This window comes from Azospirillum sp. B2RO_4 (genome assembly GCF_051124815.1).
In the GTDB taxonomy this organism is placed as follows: Bacteria; Pseudomonadota; Alphaproteobacteria; order Azospirillales; family Azospirillaceae; genus Azospirillum.
On the sequence record NZ_CP118487.1, the window covers coordinates 634,881 to 649,687 of the forward strand.

General features: G+C 68.3%; 16 protein-coding genes and 1 tRNA gene. 6 read left to right on the top strand and 11 right to left on the bottom strand.

Translation table 11 applies throughout. The features are described 5' to 3' along the window. The first annotated feature begins 220 nt into the window (after positions 1 to 220). Positions 221 to 664 carry a GNAT family N-acetyltransferase gene (locus tag PWS46_RS20450; RefSeq protein WP_434622483.1) on the top strand — a complete coding sequence of 148 codons (444 nt, stop codon included), beginning with the start codon at positions 221 to 223 and terminating at the stop codon, positions 662 to 664. Between the two features lie 105 nt (positions 665 to 769). On the opposite strand, the gene PWS46_RS20455 is transcribed toward PWS46_RS20450, so the two are convergent. Continuing rightward, positions 770 to 991, bottom strand: coding sequence for a hypothetical protein (locus PWS46_RS20455; RefSeq protein WP_085084011.1), 222 nt, complete (start codon positions 989 to 991; stop codon positions 770 to 772). A 397-nt stretch (positions 992 to 1,388) separates the two neighbouring features. On the opposite strand from PWS46_RS20455, the gene PWS46_RS20460 reads away from it, so the two are divergent. After that, positions 1,389 to 1,844 (top strand): CBS domain-containing protein, encoded by a 456-nt coding sequence (locus PWS46_RS20460; RefSeq protein WP_434622486.1) that lies wholly within the window; start codon positions 1,389 to 1,391, stop codon positions 1,842 to 1,844. 71 nt (positions 1,845 to 1,915) lie between these two features. After that, on the top strand, positions 1,916 to 2,845 hold the full coding sequence (locus PWS46_RS20465) for a histone deacetylase family protein (RefSeq protein ID WP_434622488.1): 930 nt from the start codon (positions 1,916 to 1,918) through the stop codon (positions 2,843 to 2,845). Positions 2,846 to 2,867: 22 nt separating this feature from the next. Here PWS46_RS20465 and PWS46_RS20470 read toward each other — a convergent pair whose 3' ends face one another. The 3 genes from PWS46_RS20470 to PWS46_RS20480 all read right to left on the bottom strand — a co-directional run bounded on the left by PWS46_RS20470 (position 2,868) and on the right by PWS46_RS20480 (position 6,095). After that, positions 2,868 to 4,604, bottom strand: a complete 1,737-nt coding sequence (locus tag PWS46_RS20470; RefSeq protein WP_434622490.1) for a pyruvate, phosphate dikinase — start codon at positions 4,602 to 4,604, stop codon at positions 2,868 to 2,870. Beyond that, positions 4,601 to 5,137, bottom strand: coding sequence for an NAD(P)-binding domain-containing protein (locus tag PWS46_RS20475; RefSeq protein WP_434622492.1), 537 nt, complete (start codon positions 5,135 to 5,137; stop codon positions 4,601 to 4,603). Before PWS46_RS20475 ends, PWS46_RS20470 begins: the two co-directional genes overlap by 4 nt. A 172-nt stretch (positions 5,138 to 5,309) precedes the next feature. Beyond that, positions 5,310 to 6,095: an NUDIX hydrolase gene (locus tag PWS46_RS20480; RefSeq protein WP_434622495.1), complete on the bottom strand. Its 786-nt coding sequence runs from the start codon at positions 6,093 to 6,095 to the stop codon at positions 5,310 to 5,312. A 199-nt stretch (positions 6,096 to 6,294) separates the two neighbouring features. Here PWS46_RS20480 and pyk point away from each other — a divergent pair, with 199 nt between their 5' ends. Then, positions 6,295 to 7,761 carry a pyruvate kinase gene (gene pyk / locus PWS46_RS20485; RefSeq protein ID WP_434622497.1) on the top strand — a complete coding sequence of 489 codons (1,467 nt, stop codon included), beginning with the start codon at positions 6,295 to 6,297 and terminating at the stop codon, positions 7,759 to 7,761. 32 nt (positions 7,762 to 7,793) lie between these two features. Here the strand turns inward: pyk and PWS46_RS20490 are convergent, their stop codons facing one another. Together PWS46_RS20490 and PWS46_RS20495 are read right to left on the bottom strand one after the other, a co-directional pair. Beyond that, a complete protein-coding gene (locus PWS46_RS20490; protein WP_085084025.1) occupies positions 7,794 to 8,483 on the bottom strand; it encodes a GntR family transcriptional regulator in 690 nt (229 codons plus the stop codon). Between the two features lie 156 nt (positions 8,484 to 8,639). Beyond that, on the bottom strand, positions 8,640 to 9,284 hold the full coding sequence (locus PWS46_RS20495) for a thiamine phosphate synthase (RefSeq protein WP_434622499.1): 645 nt from the start codon (positions 9,282 to 9,284) through the stop codon (positions 8,640 to 8,642). A 374-nt stretch (positions 9,285 to 9,658) separates the two neighbouring features. On the opposite strand from PWS46_RS20495, the gene oxlT reads away from it, so the two are divergent. Further along, entirely contained in the window at positions 9,659 to 10,966 is a 1,308-nt protein-coding gene (gene oxlT / locus PWS46_RS20500; protein ID WP_434622501.1) for an oxalate/formate MFS antiporter, read from the top strand. A 47-nt stretch (positions 10,967 to 11,013) separates the two neighbouring features. On the opposite strand, the gene PWS46_RS20505 is transcribed toward oxlT, so the two are convergent. The 4 genes from PWS46_RS20505 to PWS46_RS20520 form a co-directional block, all read right to left on the bottom strand. Further along, positions 11,014 to 11,424: a flagellar basal body-associated FliL family protein gene (locus tag PWS46_RS20505; RefSeq protein ID WP_434622503.1), complete on the bottom strand. Its 411-nt coding sequence runs from the start codon at positions 11,422 to 11,424 to the stop codon at positions 11,014 to 11,016. A gap of 172 nt (positions 11,425 to 11,596) precedes the next feature. Beyond that, entirely contained in the window at positions 11,597 to 12,478 is an 882-nt protein-coding gene (gene panC, locus PWS46_RS20510) for a pantoate--beta-alanine ligase (RefSeq protein ID WP_434622505.1), read from the bottom strand. Between the two features lie 183 nt (positions 12,479 to 12,661). Next, entirely contained in the window at positions 12,662 to 12,826 is a 165-nt protein-coding gene (locus PWS46_RS20515) for a sugar tyrosine-protein kinase (protein WP_085084036.1), read from the bottom strand. A gap of 199 nt (positions 12,827 to 13,025) precedes the next feature. Further along, positions 13,026 to 13,100: transfer RNA gene (locus PWS46_RS20520), tRNA-Val, on the bottom strand. 160 nt (positions 13,101 to 13,260) lie between these two features. On the opposite strand from PWS46_RS20520, the gene PWS46_RS20525 reads away from it, so the two are divergent. Further along, positions 13,261 to 14,142, top strand: coding sequence for a DUF3108 domain-containing protein (locus tag PWS46_RS20525; RefSeq protein WP_434622507.1), 882 nt, complete (start codon positions 13,261 to 13,263; stop codon positions 14,140 to 14,142). Here the strand turns inward: PWS46_RS20525 and PWS46_RS20530 are convergent. After that, positions 14,087 to 14,338 carry a hypothetical protein gene (locus tag PWS46_RS20530; RefSeq protein ID WP_434622509.1) on the bottom strand — a complete coding sequence of 84 codons (252 nt, stop codon included), beginning with the start codon at positions 14,336 to 14,338 and terminating at the stop codon, positions 14,087 to 14,089. The genes PWS46_RS20525 and PWS46_RS20530 overlap by 56 nt on opposite strands. Positions 14,339 to 14,807: the final 469 nt, after the last annotated feature.

Consider the following 14,807-nt stretch of genomic DNA (forward strand, 5'->3'; position numbering starts at 1 on the left):
AGGCTGCATTCGCTTATGAGCCGGAGGCGACAATCGCATTTTGATTTTCCGGCACGCGGAAAGCGGGGCGGCGCCGCTTTCAGCCGGACAATCTATTGGCATATGGTATGCCAGTCCCGACGGCATGGTTCGGCCCGGCAAGTTGCCGGCCGGCATGGTCTCCGCCGCCGGTGCTGACGCCCTTCCCGGCAGAACCCATATTGATAAGGAGTCGACCGCCATGGACCAGCAGCAGAACATCGAGATCGTCGTGGCGCGTGACGATGCCGATATCGCCGCCAGCTACCCGGTCATGAAGGAGCTGCGGACCCACATGACCGACCCCGAGGCCTACCGCGCGCAGATTAGCCGGCAGATGGACGACGGCTACAACCTCGCCCTTCTGCGGCTGGACGGCGAGATCGCCGGCTGCGGCGGCTTCCGCGTCCATGAAACGCTGTCGCGCGGTCGCTATATGTATGTGGAGGATCTGGTCACCAGCTCCGCCAAGCGGTCCTACGGGCTGGGCGACAAGCTGTTCGACTGGCTGGCGGGCGAGGCGCGGGAGCGTGGCTGCGCCCAGATGGAGATCATCTCCGGCATCCAGCGCGGCGAGGCCCACCGCTTCTATCACCGCAAGCGGATGACCATCAAAAGCTTCCAGCTGGTACTGCCGCTCGCCTGACCGGGCCAAATGCCTGATCGGTCGAAAGGCCCGATTGGGGTAAAAACGAAAAAGACGGCCTGGAACGGCCGTCTTTCTCAAAAATCGGGGATGTGAACCCGCGGATCAGAAGGCGCGGGGGAAGCTCGCCCAGGCCGGGCCCGGCGGCAGTTCGTCTTCCGGTTCCTTGAGATCGGCTTCGGTCGGGTTGGCGAGGCGAAGCGGCGCGGAAGAGAAATCGCGCTGCGACTTGCCGGCGGCCGCGATCTGCATCGACAGAATATAATGGACCGTGCCGCCGAAGACGGACAGCACAAGCGCCAGAACCAGCATTTCCAACATGTTCATCGCTCCAGTGTCTCGGTGGGGTGCTTTTTTTGTTTGGTCGGCTTCGGCGTGACCATTCTGTTATGACGCGCCGCAGCATAAGCTTCAAGTTTTTTGGTATACAAGGTACACGATGCCGGACATGCGAATACCGCATGCCTCCGGTGTTTCGTGTGCATAACAAACATACCGCACATCAAACATTTTGCCTCTTGTGCTTTGGCATTACGGTCCCAACAGAGTGATTCCGATTGCGCTGCACCATCGCTTACGCCGACATAGAAATTGTTTGCGTGGCGTACTGTATTTGGCATACCATATTCAAAGCACGACGCCCGGCCGGGCGCCTTGCCGCCCCGAGGGGAGCCGCCCGACAGACGGTCTTCCTGCCAGCCGCCAGCCGATCAGGAGTCACGCCATGAAGGTCGAACATATCCTGCGCACCAAGGAATCCCGCGTCGTCGCCGTGCGGACCAGCGCAACGGTCGCCGAGGCCGTCAAGCTGATGAAGGCGGAGAACATCAGCGCCCTGATCGTCAAGGATGTCTGCCGCACCGAAGGCAACACGCTGGCCGGCGTGCTCTCGGAGCGCGACGTCGTCCATGCCCTGCTGGAGCGCGGCGGCTCGCTGCTGTCCATGCCGGTGTCGCAGCTGATGACGCGGCAGCCGGTGACCTGCACCCCGTCGGACAGCGTCCAGCAGGCGCTGCAGCTGATGGACAAGCACCATATCCGCCATCTTCCGGTTCTGGAGGACGGCCATCTGGTCGGCGTCGTCAGCGCGCGCGACTTCACCCGCCTGCATCTGCAGGAGCTTGAAGGCACCGTCGCCTCGGTCGCCGAGCCGCCGCCGGCCACAACCTTCGCCCACTGAACCATTCCCCGACCATGGCGCCGCCGGCACATCCTGTCCGGCGGCGCCTTTCCTATGGGAGAGGCCGCCCCGTGACCACCCTGATCTTCACCCATCCCGACTGCTTCGCGCACGACACCGGCCCCGGCCATCCGGAGGCGCCGGAACGGCTGGCCGTCGTGTGGCAAGTGCTGGACCGGCCGGAGTTCCGCGACCTGGAGCGCCGGTCCGCCCCCGAGGCCGATGTGGAGCAGCTGTCGCGCGTCCATGACCGCGCTTATGTCGATGCCGTGCTCGCTGCGGTGCCGGCCGACGGGTATCAGCGGCTGGACGGCGACACGCTGCTGTCGCCGGGGTCGCGCGGCGCCATCCTGCGCGCCGCCGGATCGGTCTGCGCCGCGGTGGACGCGGTTCTGGCCGGCGAGGCGACCAACGCCTTCTGCGCGGTGCGCCCCTGCGGCCACCATGCCGAACCGGCCCGCGCCATGGGCTTCTGCGTCTTCAACAACATCGCCGTCGGGGCCGAGCATGCCCGCAAGACCCATGGGCTGAGCCGCGTCGCCGTGGTCGATTTCGACGTGCATCACGGCAACGGCACCCAGGCGATGTTCGCCGACGACCCCGACCTGTTCTTCGCCTCCACCCATCAGTCGCCGCTTTATCCCGGCACCGGCAATTCATGGGAGCGCGGCGTCGACGGCAACATCCTGAATCTGCCGCTGGAGCCCTACAGCGGCTCCGTCGAATTCCGCCAGGCGGTGGAGCGCGCCATCCTGCCGGCGCTGGAGGCATTCCAGCCGGAATTGCTGCTGATCTCCGCCGGCTTCGACGCCCACAAGCGCGACCCGCTGGCCCAGCTCGGCTTCACCGCCGAGGATTTCGAATGGGTAACGCGCAAGCTGGTCGAGCTTGCCGACCGCGTCTGTGGCGGCCGGGTGGTGTCTGCGCTGGAGGGCGGCTATGACGCGACCGGACTGGCGGAAGGCTGCGCCGCCCATCTGACGGCGCTGATGCGGGCATAACGCCCGCATTCCGACCTCCCCGTCAATCCGCCGCCAGCCCCACCCCGCACTCCCGCGCCCAGTCGAGCAGCCGGGCGGTCGCACCGTCCGGCGCCGGCCGCTGCAGCGTCGCGGTTCCCAGCACAACGGCGCCGTTGCTGCCGTCGATGGTCAGCAAATCGCCGGTGCGCACCGTCACCTCGCCAGCCCGCATCACCCCCTCTTCCAGGTCGATGCGCAGCCCGCGGGCACCGCAGACACAAGGGCGGCCCATGCCGCGGGCGACGGTGGCGGCGTGGCTGGTGAAGCCGCCGCGCGCGGTGACGATGCCGACGGCGGCCTGCATGCCATGGATGTCCTCCGGCGAGGTTTCCGGCCGGCACAGGATCACCGGCGCGCCGCCACGCGCCAGCCGCTGCGCGTCCTCCGTCGTGAAGGCGGCCCGCCCGGTCGCCGCCCCAGGCGAGGCGGGGAGCCCGGTCGCGATGGCGGCGGCCAGCGCCTCCGGCGTCAGGGTCGGGCGCAGCAACTCGTCCAGCGCCTGCGGATCGACGCGGCTCACCGCCTCGTCGCGGGTGATGATCCCCTCCTCCGCCATGTCGACGGCGATGCGGACGGCCGCTTCGGAAGACCGCTTGCCGCTGCGCGACTGCAGGATGAACAGGCGCCCGCCGTCCACGGTGAACTCGATGTCCTGCATGTCGCCGAAGGCGCGTTCCAGCCGTTCGGCCACCGCGCAAAGCTCCGCATGGACCGCCGGCATGCGGCGCTCCATCGAGCGGTCGGGGTTGGGCTGGCTGGCGCTCAGCGGGTCGGGATCGCAGGTGCCGGACACGACGTCCTCGCCCTGGGCATCGGCCAGGAACTCGCCGCACAGGCCGGGTGCGCCGGTGGAGGGATCGCGGGTGAACAGAACGCCGGTGCCGGACTCCGGCCCGCGGTTGCCGAACACCATCGCCTGCACCGTCACAGCCGTCCCCAGATCCTCCGGAACATCGTGCAGGGCACGGAAGGCGACCGCCCGCGGGTTCATCCAGGAGCGGAAGACCGCCGCCACCGCCAGCCGCAGCTGTTCCGCCGGGTCCTGCGGAAAGGGCCGGCCGCAGCGCGTCTCGACCAGCCGCAGGAAGCGCGGCATCAGGCTGCGCCAGTCCTCCGCCGTCAGCTCGCCGTCGCGCTGAAGCCCGTTCTCCTCCTTGTATTCGTCGAGCAGCGCCTCGAACCGGTGGCCGGGCACGCCCATGACAACGCAGCCGAAACACTGGACCAGCCGGCGATAGCAGTCATAGGCAAACCGCGCATCGCCCGAGGCCGCCGCCAGCCCCTGCACCGTCCGGTCGTTGAGACCGAGGTTCAGGATGCTGTCCATCATGCCCGGCATCGACACCGCCGCGCCGGAGCGGACGGACAGCAGCAGCGGCCCGCCGCCCAAGTCCCTACCGCCCTTGCTGTCACCGAAACGCCCGCCCGCCTGCCGCTCCAGCGCCAGGACGGCGTCGTCGATCCGCTTCAGCAGCTCCGCCGGCAGCGCGTCATCCGCGCCCAGCCCGCGCCCGGCCTCCGCGGCGATGACGAAGCCCGGCGGCACCGGAATGCCGAGCGCCGCCATCTCCACCAGGCGACCGCCCTTGTTGCCCAGCCGCCCCACATCGGCCCGCCCGGCGACCAGACCGGCGGCAAGACCGGCTCCGAAAGGGACGATCATGTCATGTGCGGTCGCGAAGACGCGGGAGGCCGGGCGGCGCATCGGGGCGATGTCGGGAGCGGTGGAGGTGTTCATGATGTGCCCAACCTGGATTCAGCCGGCCCGTCGAAGGCCATCAGACGCAGCAGCCGGTGCAGTCCATCCGGATCGTCGTTTTTCCTGTCCGCCATCTTTCCGTCCGATACCCGTACCAGACGTGCCCGCTGCCCCGAACCGGGACCGCCGGCAAAAACGACGCCATCGGTAAACAGCCGCAGCAGCGGTTCGGCCCGCGCGCAGGCCGCGTCGGTGCCGCCGAGATCGACGATGGAACCGGCGCCTGCCGGCGCGTCGACCAGCAGCGCGCCCAGATCGGCGAGCCGGGTCGCGTTGGCCGAAGCCTCGACCGGCGAAATGCAGGACAGGTCGATCACCAGCCCGTCCGGCGGCAGGGCGGCGGCGAAGCCGTCCCCGGCGAACAAGGCGCTCTCGACCGCGCGGGCGTCGGGCAACAGCATCATCACCACGTCGCACGCTCCGGCCCGGTCGCGGAAGGCGCCTCGGCCATGGGGGTGGCGGTGCAGCCGGTGCCCGGCGTCGCGCAGCCTGTCCATGATCGCTTCGGCCATCTCCCCATCCCCGATGAACCCGACATCCATTCCGCGATCCTCCCGCCTCCGCGCGGAGCGCCATCATCCGGCGCCGAGCGTCAGGCTGGAGATTGATTGCTCATGTCGCGTCGCACAATAGCACGTCCGCGCAATTTTCACATCGCGGAAACCCGCCTGAGCTTGCCTAATCTTACCCAAGCCTAACACTTCCGGCGGATGTCTCCAGTGGCAAAAAGCCGCAGCCGGCCGGAATCCGGAACACCGGTCCGGCCGCCGTTTCCACCAATTGCGGCATGATCGGCGTCGGCAAGCCCTGGCCGGACACCGCCCCGCTGGCCATCGCAGCCGCCGTGTCGGCACATCGCGCCAGCCGCAGCAGGGTCATCCGGGTGGCGAAGACCAGCCGGCGACGTCCGGCCTCCTCCTCCGCCAGCAGGCGGCGCGGGGTGGCCCACAGCACGCCGACCGCCTCCCCGCCGTCGCAGACCGGCTCCTGCCCGCGCGGCGCCATGACCAGAAAGAACAAGGTGTCGAACCGGCGCGGCAGCATCTCCGGCGTGATCCAGCGGGCCAGCACCGTCATGCGGTCGAGCGCGGGCGCGACTCCGACCCGCGCCAGCGCCGCGGCGAAGCCCTCCCCCGCCGCCAGTCCGCGGCGCAGATCCGCCAGCACCGCGGAGGAAAGCGGGGCGCAGGTCGGCAGCAGGCCGCACTCCTCCACGCACTCCCGCAGGGCCGCAACCCGGTGCGCGAGGTCGGCGGGCGGATCCCCCTCCGGCCAGCGGGCGCGCCACAGCGGGTGATGGTCCGCCGCCTCCAGCCGGCCGCCGGGAAAGACGGTGGCGCCGGGGGCGAAGCGCAGGCCGGCGTTGCGTTCCATCACCAGCAGTTCCAGCCCGTCCGGGCCGTCGCGCAGCAGGATCAGCGTGGCGGCCGGATGGGGCGGAACGGGGGTGGAAGTGGCGATCTCGGACATGCCCCAGTGTCGCCGACAGGCGGTTCGGCTGTCCATGTGACGCGAAAAGAACCACTCTCACGATGCGGAATAAGGGGCGGGTGCCGTTTGACCGTCCGGCCTAGGACTTCCAGCATCCCGGCAACACCGAACCTCGCTCATCATCATTCGCCAGTCCCGCCCCTTTTCGCAAAGGGCCGGGCGGAGGAAGGCTGTCGTCATGCCGTTTCACCGCAGCACAAAGATCGTCGCCACGCTGGGTCCCGCCAGTTCTTCGGAAAGCCAGATCACGGCCCTGGCCCGCGCGGGCGTGAATGTCTTCCGCCTGAACGCCAGCCATGGCACCCAGGCCGAACATGCGGAGCGCTACGCCCGCATCCGCGCCGCCGAACAGACCCTGGGCCGGCCGATCGGCGTCCTGCTCGACCTCCAGGGGCCGAAGCTGCGGGTCGGGACCTTCGGCTCCGGGCCGGTGGATCTCGCCATCGGCGACCGCTTCCGCCTGGATCTCGACCGTGCGGCGGGCGACGGCCGCCGCGTCTGCCTGCCCCATCCGGAGGTGTTCGCCAGCCTGGAACCGGGCCTCGACCTGCTGCTGAACGACGGGCGCATCCGGCTGCGCGTGCTGGATTGCGGCCCCGACTTCGCCGAGACGGAGGTGGTGGCCGGCGGCACCCTGTCCGACCGCAAGGGCGTCAATGTGCCGGGCGCGGCGCTGGCGCTCAGCGCTTTGTCGGAAAAGGACCGCAGCGACCTCGCCTTTGGCCTCGACCTCGGCGTCGACTGGATCGGCCTCAGCTTCGTCCAGCGGCCGGAGGACATCCTGGAGGCGCGCGAGCTGATCGGCAACCGCGCCCATGTGATGACCAAGATCGAGAAGCCGGCTGCCCTGCCGACGCTGGACCGCATCATCGAGCTGTCCGACGCGGTTATGGTGGCGCGCGGCGACCTCGGCGTCGAACTGCCGCCGGAAGACGTGCCGGGCCTGCAGAAGAAGATGATCCGGCTCAGCCGCGCCATGGGCAAGCCGGTGATCGTCGCCACCCAGATGCTGGAATCCATGGTGTCGGAGCCGACCCCGACCCGCGCCGAAGCCTCCGATGTCGCCAACGCCGTCTATGACGGCGCCGACGCGGTGATGCTGAGCGCCGAATCCGCCTCCGGCCGCTATCCGGTGGACGCGGTGGCGATGATGGAGCGCATCGTCCGCCGGGTGGAGGGCGACCCGCTCTACCGCCGCATCATGGACGCCGACCATCCCAGCCCTGAGGCGACCGCCCCCGACGCGCTGACCGCCGCGGCGCGACAGGTGGCGGAAACCATCAGCGCCGCCGCCATCGTCACCTACACCACCACGGGTTCCACCACGCTGCGCGCGTCGCGTGAACGGCCGGGCGTGCCGATCCTCGGCCTCAGCTCGAACGAGGCGACGGCGCGGCGGCTGTCACTGGCCTGGGGCGTTCATGCCGTGCTGACCGACGACGTGGCGAATTTCTCGGAAATGGTTGGACGGGCGCTGACCGCCGCCGCGGAAACCGGCATCGGCAGTTCCGGCCAGTCTCTGGTGGTCACCGCGGGCGTGCCGTTCGGAACGCCCGGCAAAACGAATTCCCTGCGGGTGGTGACCATCGACGGCGACGATATGCCGAAGGTGGAGGCGGCGCAGAAGGAGGCGGTGACGGTTTGAGGTGGGGGGCTAACGCCCCCCTGACCGCGCCCTCACTCCAGGAAATCGCAATGCTTCTCGACATGCGCGGCAAGACCCATGGTGTGCTCGCGCACCAGCCGTTCGGCGAGGTCGGCGTTGCGCTCTTCCAGGGCCTTGATGATGGCGCGGTGGTCGTGGATCGAGCGTTCGGCGCGGTCCTCCTGGCCGATGGTCAGCTTGCGGATCGCCCGCATGTGGATGAACAGATTGTCGGTGACGTCCTGGATCAGCTTCGACCCGCTCAGCTGGATGATGCTCTTGTGGAAGGCGATGTTGGCGTCGGAATATTCGCTGACATGGTCCTTCGGGCTGCGCTGCTCGAAACTGCCGAACAGGTCCCACAGCTTGTGGATCTCCGCCGCGGGGGCATGTTCGGCGGCCATGCGGGCGGCCATGCTTTCCAGCGCGGCCCAGACCTGGATCATCTCGACGATCTCGGTCTTGGTCTTGCGGACGACGAAGATGCCGCGGCGCGGCTGCAGGCGAATGAAGCCCTCCTGCTCCAGCAGGGTCAGCGCCTCGCGGATCGGGGTGCGGCTGACGCCCAGCTTGTCGCTGAGCTGCCGTTCGTCCAGCCGGATCTCGCGGTCATGGTCGTAGATGTCCATCTCCGTGATCGCCTGCTTCAGCGCGTGGTAGACCTGACTGCGGAAGGTGGTTCCGGTGTCGAGGGGCTGGACGTTGAGAGCGGGAAAGGTCATGGAGTGGCTGTCCTCATGTCTCGCCGGCGGTCGCGGCGCACCCGGTAAGCCCTAGCATGGTTACGCATTAGGCTTCCGGCATTTTCGTATCCTACATACCAGATGCATGCAAGCCGTTGAAATGTCCAGGGCGACCGGCGTGGAACGCGCCAGAGGTCAACCGGAAGACGGCACGGCTGCTTTGTCGGGCGCCAGCGCGTCCAGCAGCGGCGCCAGCGCTTGCGGGTCGCGCATCGCCAGCCCCATCACCGCCACGCCCGCCGCCCCGGCAGCCCGGCATTCGGCCACCCTGCCGGCGTGGTCGATGCCGCCCAGCCCGATCACCGGCATGCCGCGTCCTACCCACGTCCTTAGCCCGGCGGCACCCAGGCAGGGCCCATAGCCCGGCTTGCTGGCGGACGGGAAAACCGGCGACAGGGTCACGTAATCGGCCTGCCCCCTGCCGCTCTCCATCACGTCCGCGCCCTCCGAGTCGTGGAGTGAAAGCCCGATCAGCGCCCCCGGCCCCAACAGCGCACGCGCCGCCGCCGGGTCACCGCCGGACGGCAGATGCACCCCATCCAACCCCGCCGCCGCCGCCAGCGCCGGGTCGCCATGCAGGGTGACGCAGGCCCCCCACGGCCGGGCGCGTACCATCAATGCGCGAGCAAGCTCCAGCCGCTCGGCATCGGGCAAATCCTTGTCCCGCAACGACAGCCAGCGCACGCCGCAGGCGAACAGGCATTCAGCAACCTGCGGCAACGGCTGCTCGGCCAGGCGGCGGTCGGTGATGACCAGCAGCGGCGGATCGGGCAACGGCATGGGTGGAGTCCTCCTGTTCGGCCGATCATCCCCGCAACGGCTTGGCGCGTTCGACCAGACGCGGACCACCGTATTTTCCGGATCGCGGAATTCCAGCGGATTCATATGGACAATTCGCATGCATGTCACTGTGTCGACAAATGGTTCGTATTGACATAGTCAGTCAAACTGATGATCGTGAGGGAGGCATGGGGCATTTGGCATGCCAGCAACCATAAGTTGGCAGCACAAGTCCCGTCCCGCAGCCTTTATCGAACCGGACGGACGGAACCGAAAAACAGGGCCGAAGACCATACAAGTCCGGACATCCGAACAGAAGATGCCGAACAAAAGACGCCGAACAGAACATGTCGGGTGCATTGGGGAGGAAGGACATGGTGCGTGAGACGCACGGCAATACGGCCCAGGTCGCACCCTGGGGCGGGCGCTGGATGCAGCTGGCCATCGGCATCGTCTGCATGTCGATGATCGCCAATCTGCAATATGGCTGGACCCTGTTCGTCGAGCCGATCGACGACAAGCATGGCTGGGGTCGCACCGCGATCCAGGTGGCCTTCACCATCTTCATCGTCACCGAAACCTGGCTGGTGCCGGTGGAGGGCTGGTTCGTCGACAAGTTCGGCCCGCGCATCGTCGTGCTGGTGGGCGGCGCGCTGTGCGCTCTGTCCTGGGCGCTGAACGCGGTGGCGGATTCTCTGGCGCTGCTCTATCTGGCCGCGGTGATCGGCGGCATCGGCGCCGGCGGCGTCTATGGCACCTGCGTCGGCAATGCGCTGAAATGGTTTCCCGACCGCCGCGGGCTGGCGGCCGGCCTGACCGCCGCCGGCTTCGGCGCCGGCTCCGCCCTGACGGTGGTGCCGATCGCCACCATGATCGAGTCGTCCGGCTTCGAGACCACCTTCATGACCTTTGGCCTCGGCCAGGGGCTGGTGATCCTGGTGCTGGCCTGCTTCATGACCGACCCGCCCAAGCTGGGATACGGCCAGAGCCGCGGCACGGCTGCGCCGCAGCGCCGCCATTATGCCCCGCAGGAGATGCTGCGCACCCCCGTCTTCTGGATCATGTACGGCATGTTCACCATGGTCGCCGCCGGCGGCCTGATGGTGACGGCCCAGCTCGGCCCCATCGCCACCGACATGGGCCTGATCGACGCGCCGGTCAGCCTTCTGGGCCTGACCCTGCCGGCGCTGACCTTCGCCCTGTCCATCGACCGGGTGATGAACGGCATCACGCGGCCCTTCTTCGGCTGGGTCTCCGACCATATCGGGCGCGAGAACACCATGTTCATCGCCTTCACCATCGAGGCGGTCGGGGTGATGGCGCTCAGCGCATACGGCGCCGATCCGGTGGCCTTCGTCATCCTGACCGGTCTGGTGTTCTTCGCCTGGGGGGAGATCTTCAGCCTGTTTCCGGCCTGCTGCGCCGACACCTTCGGCTCGCGCTTCGCGGCGACCAACGCCGGCATGCTCTACACCGCCAAGGGCGTGGCCGCCCTGATGGTCCCCGTCGGCAACCTGATGGTGGAGGCGACCGGCAGCTGGCAGACGGTCTTCTACAGCGTCGCCATCGTCAACGCGCTGGCCGCCTTCCTTGCCCTGTTCGTCCTGAAGCCGCTGCGCGCCCGCTATATCGCGGCGGCCCGCAGCACCGCACCGCGCCTGACCACCCGGCTGGCCGACTGACCTCGTCCAATCACCTCGTCCAAGGGGGGGCCGGACGTTTCCGGCCCCTACCTGACCACCATGCGGTCGAGCAGGATTTCCTTCACCCGCACGCCGCGCAGTTCGCGGTCGAGCACGCCGGCGATGGTGCTCTTCATCAGCTTCGCCCCGTCGGCGCCGGTCAGCTGCGCGGGGTCGATCTGGCGCATCCGGTCGGACAGGCGGTCGGTGATGCGGGGGACATAGGGGTCGGCGACCTTGCCGTCTACCGACGGATCAATCTCCAGCAGGACCTTGACGTCCACCATCCGGGCATCGCCGCCGCCGAGGCTGAAGGTCATCATCGGCAGGGCGGCGTATTTCTTGTCGGGACCCGTCTGCGCCTGCGGCGCCGGAGCCCGGTTGCGGCCGGCGATCATGGCGCCGCCAGCGCCGAGCGCCGCCAGCGTCAGCAGGAGGCCGGTCAGAACGAGCGGCATCAGGGAAACCGTTTCCCCCTGCCGGTTGCGACGGACGAGCCGCAAGATCGCCTTTCCGCCCCCATGGCGGGGGTCCGATTCCCATCGGGACCATGCCCGACGAAACTCATGTTAGGCGCGCAACAAATGCCGGTCAAATGCCATTGGGGCGGCCCATATCAGCCGGCAAGGTTCAACCGGCGGGAATCACCGGCACATTGTCGATCAGGCGGGCCTTGCCCATCCAAGCGGCGGCCAGCAGGCGGGCCGGACGGGTGACGGCGGTCACCGGCTCCAGCGTTTCGGCGTCGCGCAGTTCGACATAGTCGATGGCGCCGAACCCCGCCTCGGCGATGCGGCCGCGGATGCCGGTCAGGGCGCCGTCGGGCTCCGCCCCCCGCGCCAGCGCCTCGGCCGCCGTGGTCAGCGCCCGGTGCAGTTCGGGGGCACGGGCGCGTTCGTCGGCGCTGAGATAGGCGTTGCGCGACGACATGGCGAGCCCGTCGGCCTCGCGCACCGTCGGCAGCCCTTCGACCCGCACGGGAATGTCGAGGTCGCGGGTGAAGCGGCGGATCACCATCAGCTGCTGGTAATCCTTCTCGCCGAAAACCGCGACGTCGGGCAGGGCCTGCAGGAACAGCTTGGTCACCACCAGGGAGACGCCGCCGAACATCTGCGGCCGGAAGGCGCCGCACAGCCCCTCCGCCGGGCCACCGACCGAGATGGCGGTGGCGAAGCCCTCCGGATACATGGCGCGCACGGTCGGCGCATACAGCGCGTGGCAGCCGGCCGAGGCCAGTTTGGCGGAATCGCCGCTCTCGTCGCGCGGGTAGCGGTCGAAATCCTCGTGCGGGGCGAACTGGGTCGGATTGACGAAGACGCTGGCGACCACCCGGTCGGCCAGTTCGCGGCCGCGCCGCACCAGGCCCAGATGACCGTCATGCAGCGCCCCCATGGTCGGCACCAGCGCGACGGTCAGCCCCTCCCGCCGCCAGGCCGCGACCTGGGCTCTCAGGTCCTCCACCGTCCTCAGGATCGGCAGCGGACTGGAGGTCGTGGCAGTGGTCGGCGTCATGGCGTCGGTCCTTGGCGCAGCAGGATCGGGGAGCGGCGAAATCGGGGGCACGGCGAAACCGGGCGCTGGATAACCCGCCCGACCGTTCCTGTCCAGAAAAGCTTTCCGCAGGACAGACTGTTGCCCGACCCCAAGGGTCCGACACCCGCGGCGGGGAAAGCTGCCCCCCGCCGCGGAACCGGATCAGCGCTTGATCGTGATGCCGACCAGATAGGCCAGGTTGGCCCAAGCCAGCAGCGTGGCCAGCAGGGCGGTGAAGGACGGGACGAAGACCACGGAACCGATGATGACGGCGAGCACGGCGACCAGCAGGCCGAGGGAGAGCAAAGCGATACGGGTATCGTCCATCTGATTGGCTTTCCGAAGCGGGTGACAGGGATGGCCTCCCTATTACCGCATTGCAGCGCACAAAGGGCTGATCTGCGTCAATCGACCGCGGATTCGCCAATCATATAAGCATTATATAATGAATATTTTCGTGCGGCCCGCAGCCATCGGTGCCGGAAAGCAAAAAGGCTTCGGACTTTCGTCCGAAGCCTTTTCGTGATGGTGGGCGCGACAGGGATTGAACCTGTGACCCTTCGCGTGTGAAGCGAATGCTCTCCCGCTGAGCTACGCGCCCGAACCGTGAAACTCTTACCGAACTCTTTTGCGTCGCTGCCGTCTTTCGTCGGCCACCGCCGCTGCGGTGGGCGGGTTTCTACGGCCTTCCCCACCGGGTGTCAAGCATCAGTTTAATCCCCATCTTAAAAAAGATCAGCCGACCGCAGGAGCCCCGGATCGTGCCCCAGCCCAGCCACCGCCGCCTTCCCAAACCTGTCCGGGCAGCCCTGATGGCGGCCGGCCTGTCCCTTCCCCTGCTTCCCCTCGCCGCCGCCACGGCGTCGGCGGAGCCGGTAAAGGCGACCTACCGCGTCTTCGTCGGCGGCATCACCGCACTCGACGTCGAAGCGATGCTTGAGGTGACCGGCGACCGTTACCGGATCGAGGTGTCGGCGGTGACCGGCGGCACCATCGGCCGGCTGTTCAGCTGGCGCACGGATTCGCTGACAAACGGATATGTCCGCGGCGACGACCTGCGGCCGGCCAGCCACCGCCAGACCAGCCAGCTTCGCGGCGAGCCGCGCAACGTCACCCTGACCTATGGGCCCCAGGGCGATGTCGACGCCAGCGTCTCGCCGCCGCCGGAGAAGGACGACCGCGAGCCGGTGCCGCCGGCCCTGCAGCGCGGCACCCTGGACCCGCTGAGCGCCGTGCTGGACCTGCTGTTCGCGGTCGGGGCGAGCGAAGGCTGTGACCGGTCGCTGCCGGTGTTCGACGGCCGCCGCCGCTACGACATGGTGTTCAGCGAGGTGGGGCGGCGGATCGTCGACCCGTCGCGCTATTCGGTCTTCGCCGGCGTGGCACAGCAATGCCGGGTGACCTACAAGCCGGTGGCCGGCTATGCCCAGTCATCGCCGGCAGGCCGCTTCTGGCAGCGCAGCAGCCCGTCGGACAGGCCGCCGGTCGATCTGTGGCTGGCCCCGGTCGCCGCCGGCTATCCGCCCCTGCCGGTGCGGCTGGAGACGGACAGCGATTTCGGCAGCGTGGTGGTTCACCTGACCGGCGTCACGCCGCCAGCGGCAGACCGCCGTTCCGGTGCGATGCCGCCGCCGGCGCGCTGACCGCGGCGGCCGGCATGATGCCGGCGGGAGACCGGGTGTCCAGGATCAGGTCGGACGGTGTGATGCCGGCCTGCCGCAGGGCCTCCGTCAGCGCCGGAACCGACGGCCAGAGGATGCGGCTGTCGAGTTCCAGCAGCGCGCCGTCCAGCAACGCCGCATAGCCGCCCAGCTTGCCCATATGAACGATCCGAGCCATGCGAGAAACCATGGTGGAGTTCCTTCCCATCGGCCACCGCCGTGACGCCGGCCGGGCGGCGGCATGACGCGCCGCCGCCCGACCCGCAACCGGCAGGTTCTTGATTGCTTGTTGTGCCTGCCGGTTGCGGCCAGCGTCAGCAGCAGGACTGTGGCGATGAAGGTCAGCGGACCGACCATCAGGGCATCTTCCTGCATCATGGCGCGTCCTCCCCCGGATCGACGTCCTGTCGCCCGGCGGAACCGGATCGACCCTAACAGTTTAGGGGCTTTAAAGAGCCGGCACGCGGGTCCTGAGGGATACCCCTGCTGTCCAAAGGGATAGTATCAGTGTATGCGACCATCGGTGCCGCATCCGGTACCGACCGGCTTTCAATCGAGCTCCGGCGGCGCGGTCGGCCACGAGGTGCAGTTCGTGCACCCCGACCCGCTCCCAACCGCCCTGTTCACAAGAGGCCACAATGCGCCTT